The following is a 26,832-nucleotide window of genomic DNA, read 5'->3' on the forward strand; positions in this document are numbered from 1 at the left end:
AAGCGGCCCTCGCGAACCTTGATCAGCACCTCCCCTTCCTTGATGCACTGGGGCGGCACATAGGCCCGGGACAGGAAGTACCCGTTCTCTTTGTAGAACCGGGTCACCTCGTCCGTCACTTCCTTGAGGGCGCTCACCTCCATGGTCTGGCCCACGTACGGCGCCACCACCTCCTGGAGATCCTGGTCCGCGAAAACCCGCTGACCCTCAAAACAGATCTTGGATAAACGGAACGTCACACCTTCCCCGCCCTTGAACACCGCGCTCTGTTCGTCCTGAACGCTGATCTCGGGCAGCCGGGAATGAGCGGGGATTTCCCGCTCTTTGAGCGATCTCTCCACTGCACCGGGCATGCCGCTATCCGGCACAACGGATTCTTCGGGCTCTTGTCCAGCCCAGGTTACCGCGGCCATTGCCAGCCACAATATAACCTGCCCCAAAATGATCACCTGCTTTAGCGTGTTCCTCACCGTAGCCTCCTATTATTCCAGTTTATAAAAACACTTATGTTTCTACACAGCTTCAAAATAACTACAAACAGGTTTACGCACTTCACGAGCGACAGCCAACAAAGCCTACTCTGTCGGCCCAAAACTGTAAGACTCAGGATATCGATGGTGTAATACTTGTTAACCCGCTTTGCTTTTCAGCAATTACTAAAAAACAAAACTTTGCCTACATAACAAATACTTTAGGGATATTTTGGAATATTGAGGAAAAAGGCAGAAGTGAGATTGTAAAGGAGTGCTGTTTTGGAAAAAACAGGAGCACCCAAGACGAACATCAATTCTCCGGCCGCAAAACGGGCTTTTGCATAGATCGCCGGAACGCTTAACGCCTTGGGCTGTTTCCAATCTCGAAAACTGATTCACTTTTTACCATCAATATCCCGTGACCATACTTATCAACTTCCGCAGCATGGAGTCAATTAAAAAAAACTTATGGCTTCCAGCTTTTTTCCGACAAGACCGAAAAAGTATATTTGACAAGCTGATCGTCAATCAGCATAGCCAAAAGATTGCGTCATGGCTATGATCTATTTCACATTTTTAAATAAAATTATAAAGGATGCATCAAAAAGGCATGCATTCTCTATAAACGGGCCCGGCCGACATGCGCAACAATTGCAGCAAACGGGCGTTTAGCGCGATTCATACAACATGTTGAATGAATCGGTTGTCGGCATAGGCTATTTTGTACGTGCGTCCATCATCGCCTCGCCCGCCATATTTATGGAAGGCCCCGAAGATTTTCGAACCTCTCTTTTTTGCCGTTCCCACGCCTGCACCCGGATCAGCACGGCCGCCTTTGCAAAGGCTTGACCGTCGTTCAAAGCCATGGCGCCCATCGCAAGCGGAAATTGCTCGTTATACGCCCTGAGCGGCATAATTTTCATCAAACGCCGCTCGCTTTGCCTTGCCTTTGGCCGGATTGCGCCAATTTTCCGCCGGACAGCCAGGTTATTGACGCAAAAGGCTGTTTTGATATCTTTGGAAAAGTATTGAAAAGCCCCTGATCAGCCGGGGCCTGAAAGTATCCCCCCCTTTCCGTGCCGTATCTATGGTTTTTTACTTCTTTAGCCAGGGGGTTAAGCAAGTTTTATTCCAAAATCGCATGACTGGGGCATTGGACAACACAAAACAAATAGAGCTTTGACCATTTTATTGGAAACGGTTCGTCAAAGGCCATCCTCCCCGCTGCAAAGGTTCGCTTGCGGACGATTCTTTTCTTGACCCATTTTCGTTAGACGAATATTAATGACCTCATCTTAAAATATTAATTTTAAAAAAAGTGAAAGGCTCCCCCCGCCTTTCATACACAGGGGACCCGTTGGATTATGGAGATGAGCCAGGCGTTTTTTCGGGCTGTGGCGGAATGCGGCGCCAACATTATTATCGCCCATACCAAAGAGCATGAGATCATCTACGCCAGCCCCACCGTCCGATCCTTCGGCTATGAACCCGAAGACCTGATAGGCAATACAATTCAGCCCTTTATACACCGGGAAGACTGGCGCCTGGTGGATGCCGTCATCGCCGAATGCATGGAGACGCCCAACACTCCCGCGTCAGTGGGGGACATTCGGGCCAGAAGCAAGGGAGAAGACTGGGTTTGGCTTCATGGGCAGTACATTTTTTTTGTAGGGTTGGAAGGAGAGGATATCCTTGTTTTCGTCGGCGCCAATGTGACGGACAGAAAAAAGGCGGAAATCAAGGCCATGGAATTGCAGGCGGCCGTGGAGCAATCCACGGAAGGCATTGCCGTGGCCGACATGGACGGAGTCCTTACCTTTGCCAACACAGCCTGGGCCCGTATGCACGGATATGAAGTGGAGGAACTGCAGGGAAAAAATCTGAGTACATTCCACACCCCGGATCAAATGCGGCTGGACGTCTTGCCTTTTATTAACAAAACCCTGGAGGCGGGGTCCTTTCGAGGAGAGGTGGGACACGTTCGCAAAGACGGAACCACCTTTCCCGCCTGGCACTCAGGCGGGATGCTCAAGAACGAGTCAGGCGAGGCCACGGCGATCATGGCGGTAATTTATGATATAACCGCCCGGAAAAATGCAGAAATCGAATTGAAAAAACGGGAGATCATGTACCGGACCCTGGTGGAGCAATCCCTCCAGGGAGTGGGAATAATCCGGAACGAGCCCGTAAAAGTGGTTTACTGCAATCCCGCTTTGGAGGAAATGCTGGGGCGCTCGGCCAGGGATCTGCGGGCCCTTTCGATTCAGGAGTTGGCTGAACTGGTTCACCCCAACGATTATCCGGAACTCGCCGCGCGCTTTTTGGACCGCCTCGCCGGAAAAAAGGTGGACCCTCACCAGATCGTTCGGGTTTACAAAAAGGACGGAACCCTGATGTGGCTCGAAACAGTGTGCCAAGTGATCCCCCATGAGGGCAGCCCCGCCACCTTGGGTCTTTGCAGGGACATCACGGACCGGCGGCGTCTGGAGGAAAACCTGAGGCAGACCCGGAAGATGGAGGCCATCGGGACCCTGGCCGGAGGCATCGCCCATAACCTCAACAACATTTTGTATCCCATCATGGGATACACGGAAATGGCCGTGGATGACATCCCCAAAGGCAGCGCGGCCGCCCATAATCTTCAGGAAGTGCTCATAGCCATCAACCGGGCCAAGGACCTGGTGCACCAGATCCTGGCCTTCGCCCATAAAAGCAAGGAACAGCATGCGGCCACGGAGCTTGGGCCTATAGTGCATGAGGTGGTGCGGCTTATGCGGGGGACCTTGCCGGCCACCATAAAGATCACGCAGGACATCTCCAACGAGGCTCCGGCGGTCATGGCCGACCCCTCCCTGGCGCACCAAGCCTTGGTGAACCTGTGCACGAACGCTTTTCACGCCATGCGCGACAAGGGCGGGGAGTTGGAGGTTTCTCTGGAAGAAGCCTTGCTGAGGCCTGAAGAAGTCCCTGATTTCGCCCTGCCTCCCGGGAGATACTCAAAGATTAGCGTAAGGGATACGGGCGCGGGCATCGATCCTATGATCATGGATCGCATTTTCGAGCCCTATTTCACCACCCGGGACGTGGGCGACGGCACGGGCATGGGGCTTTCGGAGGCTCACGCATTCGCAAGAAACTGCGGCGGGGACGTAAGGGCCGTAAGCACGCCGGGGAAAGGGTCGCTTTTTGAAATCTATTTGCCGGCCATTGAACAGAAGCGGTCCAAGGCCATGGACGCCGCGCCTGCGGCCAAGGACAACGAAACCATATTGCTGGCTGAAAGCGATCCGCAAATCCGCAAGATGAACACTCAGGTGCTGACTCGTCTGGGGTATTCAGTCCACGCGGAGGCCAACGGCAAGGAGGCTTTGGACGCCCTGGCGAACTCCCCCGGCAGGTTCGACCTTATTATCACCGAGCTGCACATGCCCATCATGACGGGCGCTCAATTGGCGAGGGACGCCAAAGCCATGCAGCCGGACCTGCCTGTGGTCCTGTGCACCGGATTCGCCGAAGCGCTCACCCTGCAGGAAGCGCAAGATATGGGAGTGGACGGCGTCATAAAAAAGCCCATGCGCAAAAAGGACGTGGCCCTGGTGGTCAGGAGCGTCCTGGACGCCAGATGATCACTCGGCGGACTTGTCGAAAATTTTTTCCAGGATCACTTTGGTGATCATATACGTCGGACGCACCCCTTCCTTGCCCATGGCCCCGGCGGCCAGGGTCTGGCCGGACTGCAAAGGATTGTCCGAAGCGTAGTAGGCGTACCGGACCCTGGTTCCCGGCGGTATATTGCCCTTGATGATCGCCGCGCTTATGGCCCGCTGGTAATGTCCGCCCTCCATCTCCAGGCCGATGGTTTTCCAGTCATCCTTAAGTTTTAGGAGCACGTCCCGGTTTTGGAGGGAGGTTCCCAGGACCGTGACCATAGGGCCGACGAAAACGCTGTGCTGTTCCGCATTGAAATCTTCGGGGACCATGTCGTTCCGGAAGTTGTAATTGTCCGAGGTTCCTTCAAACACATGGGCCGTGGCCAGCATGATGTCTCCCTGCTTGCCGGTCAGAATTCCCGCCTTGCCCATGACGGAGACGGAACGGATATCAAAGCGAATCTCGCCATTATCCTTCTTAAGGGGTTTAAGCAGGTTTTCCATCAGCTCAAAGGCCTGGGCGCCGAAAGCATAGTCCATGACCAGAATGACGGGAGGGTTGGCGTCCTGGGTGCACGTTTCAATATCCAGGCCCGGGTGCACCTCCACGCACTTCAGGGGGGCGGTATCTATAATCTGGCAATCGATATGGGAACCGGATTGATCCGGCATGGGATGCACGCCGTTTTTCTCGGCAAAGGCCAGCACGTCGTCCCCGTGGGCCTTCAGAGCGTCAAAAAACGCGTAGACGTCACCCAACGCCGCAATATCGGGATGAACCTCCTTGATCGCGGCGTATCCATACAAGGTGTTGACCACGCTGTGGAGGTTGGCGCTGACAATGTGGAGAGGCCGGTCCTTAAGCCCCAGCTCCGCCAGCTTTTCCTTGATGTCCGCCCCCCATTGGCGGCCGTATTTCTGGTGGCCGATAATGTTCATGAGCGAGGGAGTCAGATAAATAACCAGCATGTTCTCGCGGGAGGAAGACTCCTCATCGATCCGCTTGCCCAGCCGGTACACCAGGGAAAACAAGCCGTTATTCGCTTTGTATTCGACCTTGGTCTTTTCCAGGTATTCATAGGTGGCTTTGGTCTCTCCGTAGGATCGGCCCAGGATGATACTGAGGTTCCACAAGGCCTGATCCACCTTATCCCGTGACACAGGCTCCTTGCGCAGGGCGACCTTTTCCAGCTCGGCCCACTCCACGGTGATGTTTCCGGAGTCGTCCCGCATTTTGGTGTGGATCTTGGCCGCCTCCATATTCAGGAAGGTCATGTGGGTCAGGATGTCGTAAATCTCGCTCAGGCCCCTGGAAATGACAAAGCAGATTTCCTTGTCGCTGATCCGGTAGGAGGTTCTGCGGCGCTTGAACGGCTCTATCCGCTCAAAAGGCGAGTCCTTGAAGGGGTCCTCCTCCGTGAGAATCACCCGGGTGCATTCCTCAATGCCGCGGGGCAGGCGGTCGATCACGTACTCCAGCCCCTTCAACTCCACCACCCGGGGGTCGTTCAGGGACCCGTATATCTCCGGGCTCAGGCTCCGGAGGCAATTTTCCAAAGCCTTGCCGAATTTCCCCGAAGGACGGTAAAACCCACGGATCGCCAGGGAGTCGGTGATCACCTTGAACTGATGAATGGCGTATCGCGCTTTGTGCGCTTCGGAGACTTCGTACATGAACATTCCTTTCCGGAAAAATTGTCCGCTAAACAATAAGGCTGCCTTTAAAGAATCGCCTTATTTTATATCCTTTTAAGGAATTTGCAAACATCAGGCCGAATTTTTCGGCGGAGGCGGCGGGCAATCCCTTTTTAAACCAGTGTGAATAACAGGAATAATATGGATTGATAATTACCTGCGCCGGGCTACTTGGATTGAGATCCGGGAAGAGGCGGGGGCGTCAGCCCTTGTCCATCGTGTTGTTCGGCAAGGTCTGAGAAAGCCTGTTTGACATCCCTGGCGCGCAGTAGAATCAACGTAAAACCAAAAGGGGCCGCCATCATCGCAGCAAGCACTGCGTTTGAAAACGCGAGGGCAATCATAGTTCGCGTTGATTCTCCGTAGACTGTTGCGTTTGCCGCCAGAAAGCCTAGCCAATAAACCGTGCATATTGTAATGCCTGCAACGGCGATCCAATGCGCCGCCTCCAGCGTCCTGCGCGCCCAGGGTTTTAATTTTAGGAAAAATATTGCAGAGATGAATAATAATATCGTGATTATAAACATCCATGCCAAAATAAAGGGGAAAAACTTGGCCAGAAAGGCGATTTCCGGCTGACTCCGCCAAGCCTCGTCAATTGCGGAAAAATAATGGAAGCCGGCGCCGGTCGCCAAGGCCATGCCCCCGCTTAAAACAAGCTCTATGCATCCAATCGCCGTTATACGCATCGGCCGTTTTTTCTGTTCAGCCATTTTTTTCATAACCTTTACGCCTTATTCCAGCTGGGATGCCGGCAAAGACAATACTCTTATCGAAAGATTATTGTCTTTCGCTTGCAAATTTAAAGCAGCGATGCATTCCTTTTCTGCTTGAGCATCCATGGTCCAATCACAGTATTTGGATATTTGGAGTCCTCTGGAATTTAAGGGCAATCCGAACAGTTGGGATTTCTTTTGCTCATCACCGACATCCACACCTCTCTGCTTTAAAAAGCTGATATCCGGATTCTCATCAGTCAAGCCATTCCCGATAATTGTCACTTTCTGTGTTTTACAGATCAATTCAATAATGGAATTTTCGTTAATTGTCAGAGAACCATTGCCCTGAGTCAAGTTTCCTTCCCCTTCAAGACGATTAATCAAATGTTCAAAGCGGCCCTTTCCTCCCAGGGACTTGTCATACGCTCTTTTTAAAACTTCTGCATAATACCCGATAACCATGTATCCCTGAAATTCACCGTCAATATACAAGCAGGCTGCATTTCTTAAAAAGTCGAATAAATCGTGAAAATCAGCCTCCTCCATCATAGCGATGTTCCAGATGGTTTTATTGTTAATTTTTCCGGGATTTTTGGCCTCATCCTTCACGGCGTTTATAAGGAGCTGCTTCCTCCAGGGTTCGTTTCTCATTCTATAAAACTGATCCGCCAAATCCATCCAATGGGGTTCAATCTCAATATCCTCCTGGTCCGATTCATCCTCCGCCTCCTGCAGGTCTTCCAGTAAGGACCTGTATATGGAGAAAGATTTCATGTCGGCCAAAAGGGACTGGGCGTTTACCAGGTTAAAATCCACCTTTTCCAGCCACGCCTGTCTGACTGTCATCAAAAAATTGGCGTCTTCCTTTTTTGCCTCCATTAACAAATCAATGGAGGACATATCCTTGACCCCACTGAGATAAAACTTTCTTGCTTCAGGGCTTAGATACAAAGGCGAACGGACAAGGGCTTTCAAAAGCCGCTGCACCGGCCTTGAAACCTTCAAACTTAAGATAGCGCCCAACTCATTGATAAACGAATTGACATCCATCGTTCATGCCACTCCCTATATTAATGTTGGTTTGTGTAGGCTAAATTATCATCATTTATCGGCGCACGGAACCGGCGGCGGGCGGTCCAATTCCGGCTGAGTTGAGGCATTGAATGCGTTTCTCACATCCTGGCCCCTCAAGGCTATTACGGCTAATGCAAAGGGGACCATATTCACTGCGATAATAAATAGCAATATGAATAGCTCCGTCGTCCCCAATCCTTCCAGAGGGCCGGGCGCCAAATATGGCGCGGCCCTGGAGATGATCCCTAAAAGGCCCAAACCGAGAAAAAACAGGACGCAAATCCAACTTAGCAGCTCAAGCGCAGTGCGCGCCCAAGATTTGAGCCTGAGAAATTGAATGGCGGACGCCAGCCCCGAGACGCCCATGGGGGCCAGGGCAATCAAAAACAAAGCGGCGCATCTCAAAAACGAAAGCGCCCCGGGATCATCCAACAGGCCGCTTCCGGCTGAGAATAGCAATGCAGCGAACCCCGCCGCGGAAACCAACATAAGGCTCCCTAACGCGATCCATCCCCATCCGACGGCATACAGGCTATGGGGAGGCTTCTTCCCATAAGGCGGTTTATGCTCTTTGCTTGTTGAATTCATAGTAAATCGCTTTCATGCAATGCATGCATCGCATTCTCCGTCGCAAGAAAATAACCATTATGATTTCGTTGATAGCAGGGAGATATATTATCTTGGGGGAGACAAGGCAAGAAAATATCTTAAGAATAGCTTTTGTTGATGTATTAAGCAGATTAGGTGGAAATCGAATTAACGGCAGATTCACCACATTTGGGTGGGGATAAAAACGGCCCGGGCGGAGAAGCCCGGGCCGTTATGGTTGGCTGTTATTTCAAGGCCCGGATAAAGCAGTTGTCCGAGTCGGAGTCGGGCGGGACCTGGGCGTCCTCTTTGATCGCCGTTTGCACCCCGGTGAAATGGTACACCTGGATTTCTATGGTCGGCGGCGTGGTTTCAGGATGATTCACCCGGGAGCCGGGAACCATCCAGCCTTCTCCTCCCGTCGCCACATTGCCTGCGCCGTCGCAAGCCAACACCCACTCGGTTCCGTCGTAAAGATAGATGAGCGCCTCGGTGAGCTCCTTGTCTCCGGTGTAGGGGATGAACACCTTGACCGGAGTTGCAAAGACAGCCGGGGGCTGGAGGTTGAGGGCTGCGCCGGCGCGCTCCGCCCCGTCAACATTCAGGCCGGGAATTTCATCCGAGGGGCCGAAGTACGGGGCCGGGTCTTGGCCGCTGTTGTATACGATCTTGGCGCCCGCCAGACCTGCTTCGGCCGCCTCCACGCCCGTGTCGTAATCACCGCCCAATGCAGAGTCGGACGGATCGACTGGCTGAAATTCCGGCTGGGAGTTTGCGGCGTCCTCCTGCTGCTGCTGGGATTCCACTTTAAACCCGAAGGCCGCCTGATCCATATAATCCAGGCGCCGATCCTTTGCGTCCACGCTGATTTGGACTGTTGCGCCGTAGGGATAGACCGCATCCAGCACAGGCTCGGAGGCCCGGTTGTACACAGCCCACAGGCTTGTAACGGCCGTATCCGGGTCATCGGTGAGTTTGACGATCCGCACCGTATCCGCGTCTCCCAGGTTTCGTTCGTAAACCGCGTTGACGCCGTCGTCTATGGTGAAAATAACGCTCACGGGATCGGTGAGGTCAATGCCGTCCTCGTCTTTCAGGAATACGGCGAAGCATGTATTGGTCGCAATGCGCTGGTCGTCCGCGATGCCGGCCTGATCCTGGGGGATGGTCTGGATGACTACCGGCGGCGTTTCCACAGGCGTGGCCGGATTGAGGGGATCGGCTTCGCCTTCGTCCACCTTACCGTTTCCGTTCACATCCTCCTCGCCGTCCATCCAGCCGTCGCCGTCCGAGTCCGGGTTGAGCGGGTCGGTGGTGGTGGAAGGATCTTCGTCCGCCTTGAACACGACAAGGTCCGTGTCCGCGTCCACGTCGGCTGCGGTCAGGCCCGCCTCCACGCCGTCCCAGACGCCGTCGTTATCGGAGTCCGGGTTGCAGGGGGAGGTTTCGCCTGCGTCCACAAAGCCGTTGAGGTTCAAGTCTTCCTCTCCGTCCATGAGGCCGTCGTCGTCCGAATCCCTGTCGTTCGGGCTGGTGCAATAGGCGGCTTCCAGGGCGTCGCCCAGACCGTCCCGGTCCGTGTCCGTGTCGATCACGGCCCAGGCCTGATCGTTGGCGGAGTTATATTCCACGGAAATGGTGGAGGACAGGACCGCGGTATTGGTGATTATTCCCGAGGCCGTCACCGTGGCGGTGATCACCAGGGACTCATAGGCGCCGTCCGCCAAAGACGGCAGGGTCCACAGGCCGGAACCGGAGTCGTAGGCGCCCTCCCCTGCGCTGCCGGCGTAGCTCAGGCCGGCCGGGAGAAGATCCACAATCTCAACGCCGGAAGCGTCGTCCGGCCCCAGGTTGGCTGCCGTGATGGTGTACACCGCCTGGCCGCCCACGGGCGGCATGGCGTCATCCACGTTTTTATCCAAAGCGATGTCCGCCTCCGGGACATTGTTTATATATATGGTGAAAACTTCCTCGTAAACGCCGGAGCCGTCGTTGGTCTGAACCCGGATGCTGTACTCATCCGTGGTTTCATAGTCGAACATGGCGGCGGTTTTGAGGGTTGTCCCGTCCATGGTGAACTGGCTGTTGCCGGAATCGCCTTCTCCGGAAACCAGGGTGAAGGTGTGGCCTGCGGATTCCGGGTCCGCTGTGGAGAACTCGCCCACGTCAGATCCTGACGGCAAGTTTTCGTCCACGGAATCGTTATCCAGGGAGATGTCCATGGCGTTTGTCGTCACAACCACTCCGTTGGAAGTGGAGAAGGGGTTCACGCCGTCTTCGGCCAGCACCTGGTAGTAATAGGTCGCGCCGCTGTCCAGTCCGGTGAAGGTGAAGCTGGTTGCGTCGCCCACGTAGTAACGGTAGTAGCCGGGAACGTAGGAAGCGCCCTGCATAATCGCAGGATCGCCCATGAGGTTGATGCCCAACTGCAGCCACCGGTGCACACCGGTGTATACAGCCATGGGCGCCAGATCGGCCTTGTGCAGGGCGAAGGCCTCGCCCGAGGAGATAAAATCGGACCCCAGGGCGCGTTTGTAATAGGTTTCCGCAAACAGTTCGGAGTTGTTATGAGGCGAATAATTCTCGGCAGGGGCGTTGTCCATCACCCCCCAGCCATACCGGCTGCATCCCATATAGGCAAGGGCGCCGCCGTCGGGGTTGCGAATGAACGCCTCGCTCAGGCAGGGGTCTGCAACGCTGTCAAACCCGTTGCTCATGCAGGCTATGGTGTACACAAAGGCGCTAAGGCCGTCCAAAGCCAGGGCGTCATCGGAAAAATATCCTGCATTGTCTTCCGCCGCCCAAACTGTGTAGTTTCCATGGCCGCTGAAATACAAATGGGTCCAGTCCCGATCCATGGCTGCGTTCATGGCGCCGGGGCTTAGGTCATAATCCCCGCCGTCAGCGGCGTCCCAGGTTGTGAGGGTGTCAAAAGCCAAGCCCAATGTTTCAGGCTGCCAGTTGGGGGCGATGGAGTCCCGATACATTCTGCGGGTCCACATTTCCGAATCGCTGACGCTGGGATGGTGAGGATTCCGGAATTCGGGATAGCCGTCGCCAATGATGTCCGAGGGGCGGTCGTCGTTCCAGTAGGTGGTTCGCAATTGCGTTCCCATGAGCAGGATTTTTTCCATGCCCCAGGCTTCGGGATTGGTTTCATAGGCTATCAGCTTGTTGATGTAGGCCGATGCCTGATCCGCGTTCCGGACGGGAATGCGGCCTACAAAGACGTCCGGGGCAAAGTCCAGATCGTCATCCACCTCGCCGTAAACGCCGTTTCCATTGGCGTCCCAGTCTCCGTCCAGATCGGAGTAATACAGGTCGGCCGGGGTTTCCTCTTCGTAATAAGCGTATGCAATGTAGCACATGCGGGCCGGGACCACCGTGTCATCGCCGCCCAGGGCTACGAAAGTCGTCCCCTGGTTCTCCACATAATCCCTGATGCAATTGCGGATTTTCTCCTGGGAATCCAGGCCCGGGTAATTGACTTCGATGTCCTCCACGGTCTCCACCGCGCAGGCCATGCCGCTAATGCTTGTACGGTGGACCTCCAGAGTTTCAAACGCGGCGGCCAGGGCTTGCGTAGTGATAATCAGATAATCAACCGTGCTGCCGGTCGTCAGGTTTTTTCGGGAGTCGCCTTCCTGGGGATTGACCACCATGGTGTTCACGGCTTCCATAAACAAGGGCGATGCGGCGACCGTTGACTTGCGGCCCGCGGACAGATCTATGGCCACGTTGATTGCGGAGGCAAGCGAGATTTCCCCCTTCGCCGGAATATAGCGCACGGGGTTCAGACGCAGGGAGACGAAAGTATTGCCCCCCATGGAGTATACGCCTTCAATGGAGGCCAAGGCCTGGGGCCAGGGAGAAGCCGATGCGTAAACCGCCGTATCGGGATCCGTCCACTCCGGGGCGGGCAGGCTGGGAGAGGAGGCGTACTGGGCCGGATAGGCCAGGGCGTCTTCCAGGACAATGTTTTCCGAGGCGGTTGCGGTCAGGTTTTCGGCGGAAGCGCCTGACGGCAGAAGAATGTTTGCATAAAACGCCGGCATACTGGGAGTTCCCGGTTCCTGGTCCGGCAGAACTCCATCCTTGAGGGAAACGTGGACGTATCCGTCCTTCCGGGAGAAGCCGAGGTCGTTTTTGTCAAAGAGGAATTGCGCGTTGATTTGATCGTCTTCCATGGTCAGGCTACCGTCCAGGGTTTTGCGAACGGACTCGGTCCCTTTTGTGCTTAAAGGCGTGGGATAGGTCCACAAGTCCACATAATAGCCGGCCGCCCCGTCCACGGGATCCCAGGTTGCGGTGAACTGGTTGGCGTAGATATCGGTTCCTTCCTGGGCGACCGGGCCGTCCAGTTCCTCGGTTCGGAACTCGATGTTCTTTCCGTATGCCGTGCCCGAGGCATTAGTTGCATAGGCCCGGACATGATACCGCGTGTTGGGCGTCAAGCCGGTTAACTGGCCGGAAATAGCGCCCGCCTGGTTTTCCACCTGCAGGACGCCGTCCGCCAGGGTGGGCATGGGGCTTGTGCTGTAGCAAAATCCCTGGGCGGTCAGGCTGCTTCCGCCTTCGAAAAGGATTTCCCCCTCCAGGGTCGCGGAGACGGAGGTCGTGTCCGTAACCACGTCCGTGGTCACGATGGGCGCGTCAGCCCCCCATGATTGAGCGCCGAAGACAATGTCGTATAGGCCGATGCACTCCTCCATGTAGGCGAAGCCGTCAAAGGCCAGGTAATAGGTGGAAGAGGGGTTGGGGAGGTTGACCACTGCATAATTGCTATTTGGCGAACTGTCCAGATTCTCCGGGAGAAACGTCCAATCATCCCCCTCGCTGGTCTTGTATAAGAGAACAAGATCTCCGTCATAAATAACACTGACCGTGGGGGAGACGGCGCCGGAAAGATCCAGGGGCGGAGTCACGAGCCGGACGTTGTCCCCGTCTTCTATCCCGCAAAGCAGGGCTGAATACCCCCAGTAATTCCCCACGGTCCCCATGGAGTAAACCCAGGCCCCATTTCCGTCCACTACCTCCTGGGTCCAGTCGTCGGGTTCAAAGGCATTATGGTCAAAATCTTCCTGATAAACGGTTTGCCCGGTGGTGAATGTCCGGTCCTCGCCCACGGTTTCGGTGAGGACGTTCCCGGCCACCAGCCGGTAGTGGTAGGTGGTCATGGGGTCCATGTCGTACAACACTGCACGGACATCCGAAGGAGCGCTGTATTCCTCAACGGCGTAATAGTCTGAGGTTGAGCCGTATTCATTCGTAAGGCCGAATTCGAAATAAAAATAGGCGTCGCAGTCTTCGGCGTTATTGGGATCCATGGTTCCGTTGAGGACGGCCATTTGAGCGCCTACAGGTCCGGCGGCGTTTGTTTGGGCAAGCGGGGGATTCGGCGCCGAAGGCGTGACGAAAGTCCGGTCCGCGCCGGAAGCGGTTCCAGCCTCATTGGATGCAACCACCCTATAATGATACACCGCGTCCCAGTCCAGGCCGTCAATCTCGATGCCGACCTTGGTTTTCAGGGTTCCTGAAACAACGCCTGATTCGTCGCTCACCATGCCGTAAGAGGCGTCCGGTCCGTATTCAAAATAATACTCGGTTGCTGCGTCGTGTGCATTGACATTTGCAGTTAAAAAGGCGGAGTTCCATTCCACCTCAGCGTCCAGGGTTTCCACAGTAGGGGTTATGGGGTCGCCTGCTGTTGTAAAATACTCGGCGGCCCCCATGCTGACGCCGTCCGCATTGCCGGCCCAAATCCTGTAATAATATGTAGTGACCGGATCCAGGCCCGCCAGAGCTTGGGAGACAGCCACGTTGGCGGTTCCTGTGGCGACGAGCTCCTTAGGCGTAGACTGGCCAAAATCCGTTGTATCTCCGTACTCAAAATAGAATTCAGCCTCCAGCCCGTTGGGATTGACGCTGCCGTTAAGTTGAGCGGTAGTCGCATTGACGCCCGTGGCCGAACCGGTCTCCACTGTGGGGCCCATGGGCTGGTACACCAGGTAGCAGGCCGCGCAGGACACGGCGGCGGAGTCGTACCGGATGCGCATGTATCCGTCTTCGCCCCAGGCGTCGCCCCAGGAGTTGCGGAGAATCCAGCATCCTCCTCCGCCTTCCGGCGGGTTGTCGTCCCAGCCGACCAGGGCGATGGCGTGGTTGGTGGTTGCATAGTAGCAGGGATAGCCCCAGGCGTCGCAGCCGTTGTTGTCATCCTCGTACACGCCGCTGTCGTAGGCCTCAAAAGCGCTGGTGACGTAAACGGCCGCGTCCACCACCCCGTAAGTCATGATGGCGGCCTTGATCGAGTCGATATCCTGGCAGCCGATGCGATGCCAGGACTGGAAGCCGATCGTTGGGGGATAGGTTTCAAAGGGGCAGTCCTGAGAATCGTCATCCGAGTATGGATACAGGGTTTCTGTAATGACGCCCTGGTCCACAATGGCCTGGAGCTCCATGTATTCGTAATCGGCGCCCTCGCAACCGTAAAAATGCTCGTAATAGTCATTGCCCTGACAGAAGGCCAAAAAGGCTTCGGAAAAATCCGCGGCATTGGCGCCGTAACTGTTGGTGGCCCGGTTGTAGGTTCCTTCCGCCGCCGCTATCGCCCCGAATGCGTAGCAGGAGCCGCAACCCGCCTGGTTCCTGACAGGGCCGATGTAGGCTTTGCCGCCCACATCCCGCCAGTCAAAGGAGGGAGGCAGGGGCAGGTCAAGATGTTCGGCCAGGGGGCCCGGGTCGGGCAGGGCTTTCCGTTCCATGCCCGGCGTGGTTTGGCGCCGGGAGAGGAGCCTGTCCTTTTCAGCCTGGGGCAGGGAGAATACGGCGTTATCGGAAACCGTGAAGCTGTATCCGTTCAGTTCGATTTTTTCCCGGATTTCCGCCAGGGAATCATCCGCCTGAAAAGACTGGGAATCGACCGCCAGGGCCGGGCTGACAAATCCAGTGGCAAACAACGCGATTAATAAAACTATCCAACCGGAGATTGTAAATGCGGATCTTGATTTCAAGGGATTGCTCCTTTGGCAGTTGGTTATTCTTGGATATTTTTCTTAGCATTTGTTGAGTGGGCGAAGCCCAAGCAAGATGTGCAAGCAACATACGTACCGTTCTTAGGCCGCTATCATGCGTAGTAGCGCCGGACCTTTCTGGAGCCAAGGGTGCTGAAAATTTTGCATGTTTTTACGCGGAGCACAACAAATATTCCGTATCTGCCGATAAACAAGGGGTATTATGTCTCATTCACCTGACCATTTTTGGTTTGGATGCTGCAACATAGTGCGGCGCCGCGTTTATGAAGGCGTCTTGAAAATTTATATGGAGCCTTTGCATCAGCATTGATAATATCCTGTATTTTTAGCAAAAACCATTGCTTTTTAAAATTATTGGGTTATAATAAATGCGAGAATAAAAGACCTGGGTCGCCCTACGATTTTTATTGCGGCTTTGGTTTTTAACGGGGGGGAGTCTTTCATATCCATGTCAACACAGCCTAAAAGCCCCTTGCCTTGCGCAAAGGGGAGAGAACGCCCGCACTGCGCCCGAGACCTGAGTCGGCTTGGCGATTCTTCAGATATTTTTTCAGCCGTCATAAATAACGCCAATGAAGCGGTGTTGATCACCCAGGACGGCGTGATTCAAGCGGCCAACAAAAAAGCCATGGAAATTTCCGGAAGAACCCTGGAGGAGCTGAGTTCCAAGCCCTTTTTGGAATTCCTCCACCCGGAAGACCGGCAATTGGCCATGGAGCGCTACTTGACGCGATTGGACGGCCGGGAGCCGGAGGAAAAGCTCTGGGTGGTGCGGCTTATGGATAAGAGCGGGGGATTACGATACCTGGAGTCCAGAGGCGCAGCCATCCCCTATGAAGGGAAGGCGGCGGTCCTGCACTTTTTCACGGACGTTACGCGCAGGCTCCAGGCGGAGGCGCAAATTCGCGCATCAGAGGCCCAATACCGGTATCTGGTGGAAAACGCTTCGGACGCCATATGCATTATTCAGGACCGGGAGCTTTGTTTTTTCAACAAGGCCGCCGCGGACATGCTGGGATACACGCCCCAAGAAGTGTTGGAAATTGATTTGCTGGACTTGGTGCACCCTGATTTTCGGGAGCGCGTCGTCAATGCGCATTTAAAACGTTTGAAGGGGGAAAAGGTTCCCAATCCCTATAACTTCGACGCCATCGCCAAGTCGGGAAAGCGCATCAACGCCCAGCTGACCGCCGCCGTGATCGAATGGGAGGGAAGGCCCGCCCTGTTGGTCCTGGTGCGGGACGTCACGGAATCCCGGAAGAGGGAGGAGCAAATCCAGCAGGCCCGGCGCATGGAGGCTTTGGGCGCCCTGGCGGGCGGGATCGCCCACGATTTCAACAACCTGCTGATGGCCGTGCAGGGCCACGCCTCGCTCATGCTGCTATCCTCGGACCTGGACCGGAAAAAAGCGAAAAGCCTTCGCTGCATCGAGCAGTGCGTGCGCAGCGGGGCGGAATTGACCAGCCAGCTGCTGGGCTACGCCAAAGGCGGCAAGTACCAGGTCAGGCCCCACAATCTCAATACGATCATTGAAAATACGGCGGCCATGTTCGGCAGGGCCAGAAAGGAAATCCGCATTCATCTGGACCTGTCCCCGGAGCTTTGGGCCTCTGAGGTGGACCGCGCCCAGATCGAGCAGGTTTTGCTGAATATATACGTCAATGCGTGGCACGCCATGGACCCGGGGGGCGATCTGTTCATACGCTCCTGCAATTGCACCGTGGACGAGGTTCAAGCCCGGGGCATGGAAGTCGCACCCGGAAAATTCGCCAAAATTTCCATTACGGATACGGGCGTGGGGATGGATGAGGATACCAGAAAGCGCATTTTCGAGCCCTTTTTCACCACCCGGGAGATGGGCCGGGGCACGGGCCTGGGAATGGCTTCCGCCTACGGCATCGTCAAGAACCACGGCGGGTTCATCCATGTTTACAGCGAAAAAGGCCGGGGCGCCACCTTTTCCGTTTTTCTGGCCGCCTCCCAAGGTTGCATCCGGGAAGCTGCGCCGGAAAATCAGGCGCCGGCCCTGCATCGGGGCCGGGGTTTGGTCCTGCTGGCGGACGATGAGGCCATGATCCGAGACGTGGGGGGGCGGATGCTCCATGAACTGGGATACGAAGTGATTACCGCTGCGGACGCATCGGAAGCGGTGCGGCTTTTTCGCCAAAACGCCCGGGACATCAAACTGGTCATCCTGGACGTGATCATGCCTGGATCCGGCGTGGACGAGGCTCTCAAAATTATCCGAAAATCCTCGCCCGAGGCCCGGATTCTTTTGTCCAGCGGCTACAGTGTGGAGGGGCAGGCCCGAAGCCTGATGGAGATGGGGTGCCACGGGTTTATCCAAAAACCCTTTGACATTGAAGAACTGGCGGGCAAAATCCACGCAATCCAAGCCAATTGAGTCAGAACTTTGGCGGGACAGTCAACATAATGACGATCTGAATGATCCTTGCGCATCCCCCGGCGCCTTCCATCCTCAGCATAAGGGCGGCCTCCCGGCCTTGCCGGCGGGGGAGCGCCAGGGCGGATTTCCTCCCTGATCCGGCTTCCAGGCGTTATCCACGGACGAGGCGATCTGGGAGCGCCTCCATTCCAGCAACTGTTCCACGTCGGACTCCCATCTTCCCTCCAGCTTGGCTATGGGTGCGCCCATATCGATCCAGGCCCTGACGGTTTTCCAGGAGCGTCCCAAAAATTTTTGAATTTGGTCTCTGCCTGACAAAATGGTATTGGCGGACATGACAATATCCTTTCTCAAATAGCCTTTTTAGTTGCACAGAGAATGGGTTTTTGGTATGCTTCTTAACAGCCTCGGTAGTATTTTGGGGAAATAGTAACACTAAAAGTATTAAGAGTCAATATTAAAATCAGTCAAAAAGTCATCATGGTTGAGAAATACCCCAAAAGTGTAGCCCTGATCCTATGGAAAAGCGTCTGGAAACAGGCCCGGCAGCGGGGATGGATCATGGCCGAACTGGCCCGCAGGACCGGCATTTCCGCCCAGCATCTGAACGCCATCAAAAAGGGGGAAAAGGGCATGGGCGAAAAGACCCTGAACCGTTTTCTGAAAGCCCTGGATATGGATGTGGAGGAGTTGCTGGCTCAAGGGGCCGCACCCCGGCCCGAAGGATGGGAAGGCCCCTCCGGAGAAGGAAGGCCGGAGTTCGCCCTGGTTCCCAAATACAAAGCCCGCCTGTCCGGGGGGCCGGGAAGCCTGAGCTCCTCGGATGAAGTGGAGGCCAATTTCGCCTTTCGGGCGGATTGGATCGCCTCCAAAGGGGGCGGGGAGAGCCTGGCCTTGTTTGAGGTGACGGGCGACTCCATGTACCCGGTCATCTGCCACGGAGACGTGGTCCTGGTGGACCAAAGCCTTTCCGGCCCGGAAGACGTCATCAGCGGCAGGCCCTACGCCCTGGTGGAGGGCGCCCACACCAAAGTGAAAAACCTCCAATGGCAGGGCGCCGAGTTATGGGTCCACTCAGGCAAGGAGTCGGGCGAACCGCCCTACTGCCTGGACCAAAGCGCCTATTTTCGAATTATTGGCAGGGTTATCTGGGTGGGCCATGAGATATCCTGAAGGGTGATCAGCTTAAAAAACATTGACATAATACCCAAAGTATTATACAATGGTCTCCGTAATCCCGCAAATTAAAGCGACACGGAGCCCTTCAATGATTCCAGAAACCACCGCCCGCCTGAAAAACGGAAACACCTACCGCTTCCTTGACCCGGAATGGTCTCAAGGAAAAGCCCGCCTGATCCACACCCATCCGGAATATGAAGGGCCGCAGTGGAGGGCCCATGAAATCCTGGTGCAGGACATGCGCTATGAGGAGGAGCCCGTCTGGAGAACCCTGCTGCAGGCGGAGCGCGATCAGCTTTTGGAAAGGCACTGGCGGGAGGTTTTGGAGCATTTTAAGAGAAGGACTTTTCTTGACCTGGCAAGTTCGTGATGAACAGACTTCGGCCAACCGGCATAAGGCCTTGTTTTATGACCCGGCCTAAGCCGCATTTGCCAATCACCGTGAAGGAAGTAGAAGAAAAAAGTTTTTATGACTGTTTTAGTTCGTTGATGCTTTTCTCCCTGGCCGGCTCCGCCGCCTCCCGGGAATCAGCCCCCCCCCGCCCTGCACATCCTTTTGGTATGAGTTTTGCTTCTTCATCCTCCGGACATGATGCACGCCCCGGGGTCTTCCCCGGAATTGTTTTCAATCAACAATGGAGGTTTTTTTGATGAAGAAGTTGACCGTTGCCCTGCTGGCATCCCTTATGATTTTTTCTTTGGGTTTTTCGGCATGGGCCCAAGAGTCGGCCACGCCCCAGGAAGTATACGACATGGTGGCCAAGGCCGCTTATCTGATGGGAGAACTGGGAGAAGATGGCCTGGCGGCCTTTAACGATCCCAATGGGGAATTCGCCTGGAAGGACACCTACGTCATTGTGACGGACTGCGCCCAGAAAAAAGTGGTGGGGCATCCCGTTCCCCAGGTGCGCCAGATGGACCCCAGCGTGATCAAGTGCAAAAAAACCGGCCGCCCCATCCTCATAATGAGTTGTGAGGAAACGGAAAAAGACGACGTTCAGACCAACGGCTACTGGGGCGAGTACTGGTGGAACAAGCCCGGCACGGAGGAAGTTGCCAGAAAGGTTTCCTTCACTCTGCCCGTCGCCGGAACCCCCTGGATCGTCAGCGCGGGAATCTGGAACGAAGATATTTCCCTGGACGAATTGAACGCGGCCAACAAATAAGCGGCTAATCCTTTTCCGGATTGAACTCCGGGCCAAAGGGCTTAACCAAAAGCACCAGCGCCGGCAACAGAAAAAAATCCGCCAGCAGGGCCGTTAACACAGTGGCGGCCACCAGGATGCCGAAGGCCGCCAGGCTGGCCATTTCGGAAAAAGCCATAACCATAAAGCCGCACACCAGCACCACGGTGGTAATGAACAAGGCCCTGCCCACCTCCCGCATGGAGGGGAGCAGGGCTTTTTCGTAGCATCCATGGGTGAAAAACTCATGACGATACCGGGTGATCAGATGCACGGTGTCGTCCACGGCGATCCCTATGGCCACGCAGGCGATAAGCAGCTTGACGTAATCCAGGTGGATTCCCGCCCACCCCATGTATCCCAGGGTGACCAGGACCGGCGTCAGGTTGGGAATCATGGCAAGAAGCCCCGTGCGCACGGAGCCGAAAACCAGGCACATCATAATGGCGATCATGGTGAAAGCCAGGGCGAATCCCTGAATCTGGCTCCGGACGATGTAATCCAGGAGCTTGACCCACAAAGAGCCCATGCCCGTGTATACCGGGGGCGGAACCGGGGAGCCGGTGCGCGCCAGGGAGTATTCCTCCAGGTCCTCAACCAAAGCCTGATACTTGCTGGTTTCCACCATCTTGCAGCGCAGCTCCACATTGGCGCGTTGGTAGTCCGAGGAGATGTAGTCGTGGGACTCGTCCCCGCCGGAGCTTTCGTACAAGAGCATGTACTGGGAGCCCAGTTCCATGGAGTCCGGTAAAATATAATACTCCTCCCGGTTTTCATGGAAGGCCCGGTTCAAATCCTTTAAAATATCCGCAATGGAATTGCTCTTAATGACCACGCCATGGGATTCGGCTTCCTTCTGAAAAGCCTCGATTTCCGCCAGGGCTTCCGGCTCCAGGATGCCGTTATAGTCTTCCGACTCGAATATGTAGGAAAAGCTGGCGCTCCCCCCCATGACGTTATCCGCAAATTCGGTCACCCGCCGGATTTTCACGTTCTTGCTGAACTCGTTCAAAAAGCTGGAGTCCACCGTAAGCCGGGCCGCTCCCAGGCAGGAAATCACGATGATAAGTACGGAAGCCGCAGCAATCAGTTTTCTGCGGCGGATGTTAAAGCGGCTGACTGCGTCCAATCCCGCCTTGAAGGCCGCGCCCCCTTTGGCCGAAGCCCTTTGGGCTTTGGTCGGCTTTTTGGCCGGACGCCTTTTGCCCAGGGATAAAAACACCACAAAAAGCGTGATGCTCAACAAAAAAGCCCCCGCGACGCCCACGGCGCTGTACAAGGCGAAATGCCGGATGGCCTTGATGGGCGATATGCTCATGGAGGCGAAGCCGACCACGGTGGTCAGGGAGGTGAACAGGCAGGGCGCCCCCACAAGGTACAGGGTGCGGACCACGGCTTGACGCCGGTCGTTGTACTCGGCGAAAAAGGTCCGAAACTCGGCGAAGACGTGGACGGCGTCCGCCACGCCCACAGCCGTGAGAATAGCAGGCAGCATGATGAACATGAGGTCCTGGCTCCACCCCATGACTCCCATGAATCCCTGGACCAAAACAACGGATAAAGCCACAATCGCCAGCGGGCCGATCACGCCCATGAATTTTCGGAAAAACAGGCCCAGAACCAGGGCTATCATGCCAAAAGCCAACAAACCCAAATTTAGGCTCTCTTTGGTGGTGGTCTTGTTATAGAAGGCGTTAAGGGGCACGTCGCCGGTGTGGTAAAATTTAATTTTGGAGTATTCCGGGCGGGCCAGGATCTCCTCAATTTTATTGTTTGCAGCCTGGGGATAGAGGTTGTCCAGGTCGCTGGAGCTTTTCCCGGGGTCGAGGACAATCTCGTCCAACGGGTCCACGCTGGATTTCTCCATATCAATGACGATGGCGGCGTACTTCCTGTCCTCGCTGACCAGGGCGTCCACGAAAAAAGGCTTGGACATCACCCGGTCGCTGAAGGCGAGCAAATCCTCCTGGGTTTCCGGAAAATCCTCCAACGCGTCGTAAACCAAAAGCTCGTCCTCGTCCCCCTCAATAAACTCGGCGTTGGCCAGGGACGTGACTTTATCCACAAACGGGACCTGGTCTTCCAGAGCCTCGGTCAGGTCGCGGATTCTTTCCATCACCTCCAGGTTCCAGACGCCGTGCTCAATCCCGGGGGCTTCGTATAGAATGTAGGATATTTCATCGGAGCCGAAATCCTCCCTGAACTGGAGAAATGCGCCGTAGGCGGGATCGCTCCGGTCGAAATAAGCCTCAAAGCTGTTGTCCTGCCGGACCTGCGCGGCGAAAAAAAGACTCCCTCCCAAAACGGCAAGGCACAGGAAAAGCACAATCAGCCTATGGTCGTAGGACCAGCCGGCGATTTGCTCAAACAGGGCGCTCAACCAGTCTACCAGGCCGTTTCTCCGGGTCTGGGCTTTCATACAAAGTCCTTTCCATTTTAATTCAGACGAAATGCAGCAAGAGGGGGTGAGGTTCCAAGGCGCTTCGGAAGGAAATCATAGAGAGATTGCCGGGAAAAAGCAAGAATTCCGGAAAAGGGTAAGGGTAAAATGGGACATACAGCGGCGGGGGTTTATCGCACCCGGACCTCTTTAACGCAGGAAGAGGCCTGGGCGGCGAAGGCTTCCACGTCTTCACGGGTGTAAACTATTTCCGCCTTTTCCAAAAAGTCGGGCTCCAGCATTCTGGTCCCCTGGCACTCCTGAAAGACCCATAGATCTGCGCCGGACAATTGGTCCGCCAGACCGGCCAGTATGTCCGCGTCAATCATGGGGTGGGCGCAGGTGGTCCGGAACTCATGGGGCGTCCCGGAATCCAGAATGGTTTGGATGCTCGTTCGGATTTTTTCGGGCTCGACAGGCGAAGCCACCATTTCCGCGTACAAGGCGGGATCGGTTTTCAGGTCCATGGCCACATAGTCAGCCAGGCCTTTCTCCAGGATTTGCCCCAGAACGCCCGGCCTGCTTCCGTTGGTGTCCAGCTTGAGTTCAAAGCCCATGTCCTTGATGGCGGCCATGAAATCCATGAGGTCCTTATGCAGCGTGGGCTCTCCGCCTGTTATGACTACGCCGTCCAGGAAGCCTGTGCGCTCCTTCAAAAAACTCATGACCCAGTTATTTTTGATGACCTGGGCCGTGGAAAAGGACAGCAATTCCGGGTTGTGGCAGTAAGGGCATTTGAAGTTGCAGCCAGCCGTAAAAAGGACGCACCCCACCCTGCCCGGAAAGTCTATTAGCGAAGTTTTTTGAATGCCGCCGAAAACCATTTTACAACACCTTCCTATATCAACTTACTCCCACGCCTTGCGCGGGAGTGCATCAACTCGCCCCCATGCTTTGCGTGGGAATGCATACCGACCTATCAAGCCCTGGAGACGCTGTCCAACTCAACCGGATCGCCTCCGCCTTCTCGTTCCCGTGCCACGCCTGGGAATGCACGCCTACCTATCAAGCCATGGAGGCGCTGTCCAACTCAACCGGATCGCCCCCGCCTTCTCCTTCCCATGCTTTGCGCGGAAATGCATACCGGCCCATCAAGCCAGGAAGACGTTGTTCCAGCCTAACCGGATCGCCCCCGTCTTCTCGTTCCCATGCTTTGCGTGGGAATGCATACCGGACTTACCACTGCTTACAAATTTCAATCATCCCTTGCCGCCCCATGTAGTCCCGTGCACTGGAATACCTCCAGTCTTCCGGCTTATCTACATAGCCGCGTTTCACCGGGTTCTGGTGTATGTACTCCACCTTTTCCCGCATCATATCAAGCGTGTGGATCAGCTCAGGGTGGGCGCCTTCCTGCCAGAACTGATATGTCCGATCCTGTTTGTGAGCCTCTTTATAAAATCTCAACTGATCCAATATTGTCTTTGCTTTAAAATCCTTTAGCAAGGCGATCAACTGCTTTGCCGTGTGGGCCTTAAAGCGCCCTATGTCTCTGCCCATGTCACCACTTTGGGCGATTAAGTGCATGTGATTTTCCAGGATGACGTAAGCGTATACCTTCATTCCATCCTTTTTGAGAAAGTTTAGGGAGTCAATAATAACGCCCACCGGTTCAGGGCGGGTGAATACAGGGAGCCAGTTAAGGACAGTGCAGGTTACAAAGTAAGGCGCGTCCTGCTGCCTGAACGTGTAACGGCTTCTGCCCACGAGTTGCTCCTGTATGCATTCCCACGCACAGCATGGGAACGAGAAGTTTCATCGCTTCCGCTATATTTCTTCCCCAAAAACCTCCAACTCGTATATTCCTATCCAGTCCTGAAATTCATCATTCTTTTTGTTAAAATAATTAGTTGGAGTGCATTGAGTTATGTTTTTGCTCTTCGTTCATGCAATATAACAAAATGGTTGATAGTTCCCTTCCACTCAGTCTCATATCAACTTGTTCCCATGCTTCGCGTGGGAATGCATACTGGATTCTCAAGCAAAGAAGTCTTTCATGCAGACCTATAAAACTGATTGAGCAATAGGGCGGCGGTCATCAATCCGGGCGCCTAAGCGCCCGGACCGATTGAGTGGAAAGAAGCTCCGGGGGGAGCAAAGGTGGAGATGGGGTGCAAAGCCGCGTCAGAGCCTGTCAACTGTTGGAGTCGTGCACGAATTCCTTAGGAGATCAACATGCGCGGCTCCCCCCGGGCCGTCCTCCTCTCTTCCCTCTTATAAACATCGAAGCCCCCGGCCGGGCCGGGCGCTCCGATCAGGAAGCAACGCTAAAGGTTTTTCTCAACGAAAACTCCGCCTGTTTGCCGTCGTTCCATTGCCGGACGGGACGGAGGTATCCCACCACCCGGGAATACACCTCCGTGGGCGACTGGCACCGGGGGCATTCGTGATGCTCGCCGGCCAGGTATCCGTGGGAGGGGCAGACGGAGAAGGTGGGGGTCAGGGTCATGTAGGGCAGTTTAAAGCCCGACGTAATTTTCCGAAGAAGGTTCTTGACCGTATCGCAGTCGGTCACCTGCTCTCCCAGGAAGATGTGCAGCACGGTCCCACCGGTGTACTTGGCCTGGAGGTCGTCCTGCAGCTTGAGGGTCTGGAACAGGTCGTCCGTGTAATCCACGGGCAGTTGGGTGGAATTGGTATAAAACGGAGAGGCCCCGGACTGCACCTGGGGTTCGTTGGCGCAAAGGATTTCCGGATACATTTTCTTGTCCGCCATGGCCAGACGATAGGAGGTGCCTTCCCCCGGAGTGGCTTCCAGGTTGAACATCTCTCCGGTTTCCTCCTGGATGGCGGAAAGGACGTCCCGGATGTGGTCCATGACCCTGCCCGAGAATTCCTGGCCTTCGGGCGTGCCGATGTCTTTGCCCAGGAGGTTGAGGCAGGCTTCGTTCATGCCGATGATGCCCACGGTGGAAAAATGGTTGGTCCAGAATTTTTCCGTGCCTTCCTTGACCTTGCGCAAATAGAACTGGGAGTAGGGATACAAGTCCCTTTCCGTGAACTTTTCCAGCACCTTACGCTTGATTTCCAGGCTCTGGCGGGCCAGCTCGATGCGGCCGTCCAAAAGCTCCATAAAATCCTTTTCGTCCGCAGCCAGAAAACCCAGCCTGGGCAGGTTGATGGTCACCACGCCGATGGAGCCGGTGAGCGGATTGGCGCCGAAAAGGCCGCCGCCCCGTTTTTGCAGCTCCCGGTTGTCCAGGCGCAAGCGGCAGCACATGGAGCGGGCGTCTTCGGGCGACATATCGGAGTTCACGAAGTTGGAAAAATAAGGAATGCCGTATTTTCCGGTCATCTTCCAGACAGGCTCCAGGTTGGGGTTGTCCCAGTCGAAATCCGGCGTAATGTTGTATGTGGGGATGGGGAACGTAAAAACCCGGCCCTTGGCGTCGCCTTCCATCATGACCTCGGCGAAGGCCTTGTTGATCATGTCCATTTCATGCTGGAACTCGCCGTAGGTTTCGTCCAGGTATTCACCGCCAACGATCACCCGGTCGTTCTTCAGGGTGGCGGCGGGCTGGAGATCCATAGTAATATTGGTGAAAGGCGTCTGGAATCCAACGCGGGTGGGGATGTTGATGTTGAACACAAATTCCTGAAGGGCCTGCTTGACCTCTTTCTGATCCAAATCGTCAAAACGGACGAAAGGCGCCAGCAAGGTGTCGAAGTTGGACAGGGCCTGAGCGCCCGCAGCTTCGCCTTGCAGGGTGTAGAAAAAGTTGACGATCTGGCCCAATGCAGAGCGCAGGTGGCGCGGGGGGCCGCTTTCCACCTTGCCGGCCACGCCCTTGAATCCCTCCAAGAGCAAGTCCTGCAAGTCCCATCCCACGCAGTATACGGACAACAGGCTGAGGTCGTGCACATGGATATCGCCGGACTTATGGGCGCGGCGGATTTCAGGCGGATAAATTTTGCCCAGCCAGTATTCCGAGGTGATGTCCGAGGAGATGTAATTGTTCAACCCCTGGAGGGAATAGCACATATTGCTGTTTTCCTTCACCTTCCAGTCCAGGCGGTTGATATAGTGGTCCACCAGATCGATCCGGTCCTCCCGGGTGATCCGGCGAATCTGGGCGTGCTGCTCCCGATACAGAATGTAAGCCTTGGCGCTCATAAAATAGGGAGAATCCAGCAAAACATGCTCCACGATGTCCTGCACTTCCTCCACTTCGGGAATGGAACCCAGCCGCATGTCATGGGCCAGGGTCACCACCCTCAGGGTGAGCTTTCTCGCCTCCCGCTCCGTAAACTCGTCGGTTGCCTTGCCGGCCTGGGCTATGGCGTTGGTAATCTTGGCGGCATCAAACGGAACAATCCGGCCGTCGCGCTTTTTTATCTGTTCAAACATGGGCACCTCGCTCGCTACAGGGCAGTATTTTGGATTCTCTC

Annotated in this window: 16 protein-coding genes; 5 read left to right on the top strand and 11 right to left on the bottom strand. The window is 55.3% G+C overall.

The annotated features are described in order from the left end of the window. Both G491_RS29115 and G491_RS0102165 read right to left on the bottom strand, forming a co-directional pair. Positions 1-470: POTRA domain-containing protein (locus G491_RS29115; RefSeq protein WP_035217527.1), on the bottom strand; the 470-nt coding region annotated here is incomplete at its 3' end. Between the two features lie 719 nt (positions 471-1,189). After that, the gene (locus G491_RS0102165; RefSeq protein WP_028313417.1) at positions 1,190-1,396 is read right to left on the bottom strand and encodes a hypothetical protein; all 207 of its coding nucleotides are present in this window, start codon (positions 1,394-1,396) and stop codon (positions 1,190-1,192) included. A 441-nt stretch (positions 1,397-1,837) separates the two neighbouring features. Between G491_RS0102165 and G491_RS33245 the strand changes: the two genes are divergently transcribed. After that, on the top strand, positions 1,838-4,099 hold the full coding sequence (locus tag G491_RS33245) for a hybrid sensor histidine kinase/response regulator (protein WP_051326977.1): 2,262 nt from the start codon (positions 1,838-1,840) through the stop codon (positions 4,097-4,099). On the opposite strand, the gene G491_RS0102180 is transcribed toward G491_RS33245, so the two are convergent. From G491_RS0102180 to G491_RS29125, 4 genes are all read right to left on the bottom strand, one after another. Further along, a complete protein-coding gene (locus tag G491_RS0102180; RefSeq protein ID WP_028313419.1) occupies positions 4,100-5,797 on the bottom strand; it encodes a DUF6909 family protein in 1,698 nt (565 codons plus the stop codon). Positions 5,798-5,985: 188 nt separating this feature from the next. Then, on the bottom strand, positions 5,986-6,540 hold the full coding sequence (locus G491_RS0102190) for a hypothetical protein (RefSeq protein ID WP_028313420.1): 555 nt from the start codon (positions 6,538-6,540) through the stop codon (positions 5,986-5,988). Between the two features lie 12 nt (positions 6,541-6,552). Continuing rightward, the gene (locus G491_RS0102195; protein ID WP_028313421.1) at positions 6,553-7,587 is read right to left on the bottom strand and encodes a DUF2333 family protein; all 1,035 of its coding nucleotides are present in this window, start codon (positions 7,585-7,587) and stop codon (positions 6,553-6,555) included. An 857-nt stretch (positions 7,588-8,444) separates the two neighbouring features. Further along, positions 8,445-15,212 (bottom strand): C25 family cysteine peptidase, encoded by a 6,768-nt coding sequence (locus G491_RS29125; protein ID WP_157467925.1) that lies wholly within the window; start codon positions 15,210-15,212, stop codon positions 8,445-8,447. A 469-nt stretch (positions 15,213-15,681) separates the two neighbouring features. Between G491_RS29125 and G491_RS29130 the strand changes: the two genes are divergently transcribed. After that, positions 15,682-17,637, top strand: coding sequence for a PAS domain-containing hybrid sensor histidine kinase/response regulator (locus G491_RS29130; protein ID WP_084511251.1), 1,956 nt, complete (start codon positions 15,682-15,684; stop codon positions 17,635-17,637). Between the two features lie 75 nt (positions 17,638-17,712). Here the strand turns inward: G491_RS29130 and G491_RS0102225 are convergent, their stop codons facing one another. Beyond that, a complete protein-coding gene (locus tag G491_RS0102225; RefSeq protein WP_015947071.1) occupies positions 17,713-17,976 on the bottom strand; it encodes a MerR family transcriptional regulator in 264 nt (87 codons plus the stop codon). Positions 17,977-18,120: 144 nt separating this feature from the next. On the opposite strand from G491_RS0102225, the gene G491_RS33250 reads away from it, so the two are divergent. The 3 genes from G491_RS33250 (at position 18,121) to G491_RS0102240 (ending at position 19,985) form a co-directional block, all read left to right on the top strand. After that, on the top strand, positions 18,121-18,813 hold the full coding sequence (locus G491_RS33250; protein WP_015947072.1) for an XRE family transcriptional regulator: 693 nt from the start codon (positions 18,121-18,123) through the stop codon (positions 18,811-18,813). Positions 18,814-18,907: 94 nt separating this feature from the next. Further along, the gene (locus tag G491_RS0102235; protein WP_028313423.1) at positions 18,908-19,189 is read left to right on the top strand and encodes a hypothetical protein; all 282 of its coding nucleotides are present in this window, start codon (positions 18,908-18,910) and stop codon (positions 19,187-19,189) included. 280 nt (positions 19,190-19,469) lie between these two features. Beyond that, positions 19,470-19,985 carry a cache domain-containing protein gene (locus tag G491_RS0102240; RefSeq protein WP_028313424.1) on the top strand — a complete coding sequence of 172 codons (516 nt, stop codon included), beginning with the start codon at positions 19,470-19,472 and terminating at the stop codon, positions 19,983-19,985. A 4-nt stretch (positions 19,986-19,989) separates the two neighbouring features. On the opposite strand, the gene G491_RS0102245 is transcribed toward G491_RS0102240, so the two are convergent. The 4 genes from G491_RS0102245 to G491_RS0102265 all read right to left on the bottom strand — a co-directional run bounded on the left by G491_RS0102245 (position 19,990) and on the right by G491_RS0102265 (position 26,791). Continuing rightward, positions 19,990-22,422 carry an efflux RND transporter permease subunit gene (locus G491_RS0102245; protein ID WP_028313425.1) on the bottom strand — a complete coding sequence of 811 codons (2,433 nt, stop codon included), beginning with the start codon at positions 22,420-22,422 and terminating at the stop codon, positions 19,990-19,992. A 152-nt stretch (positions 22,423-22,574) separates the two neighbouring features. Beyond that, positions 22,575-23,267: an anaerobic ribonucleoside-triphosphate reductase activating protein gene (locus G491_RS0102250; protein WP_028313426.1), complete on the bottom strand. Its 693-nt coding sequence runs from the start codon at positions 23,265-23,267 to the stop codon at positions 22,575-22,577. A gap of 352 nt (positions 23,268-23,619) precedes the next feature. Then, a complete protein-coding gene (locus G491_RS0102260) occupies positions 23,620-24,150 on the bottom strand; it encodes an REP-associated tyrosine transposase (RefSeq protein ID WP_028313427.1) in 531 nt (176 codons plus the stop codon). A 547-nt stretch (positions 24,151-24,697) separates the two neighbouring features. Then, on the bottom strand, positions 24,698-26,791 hold the full coding sequence (locus G491_RS0102265) for a ribonucleoside triphosphate reductase (protein WP_028313428.1): 2,094 nt from the start codon (positions 26,789-26,791) through the stop codon (positions 24,698-24,700). Positions 26,792-26,832: the final 41 nt, after the last annotated feature.

It is taken from the genome of Desulfatibacillum aliphaticivorans DSM 15576 (assembly GCF_000429905.1).
In the GTDB taxonomy this organism is placed as follows: Bacteria; Desulfobacterota; Desulfobacteria; order Desulfobacterales; family Desulfatibacillaceae; genus Desulfatibacillum; species Desulfatibacillum aliphaticivorans.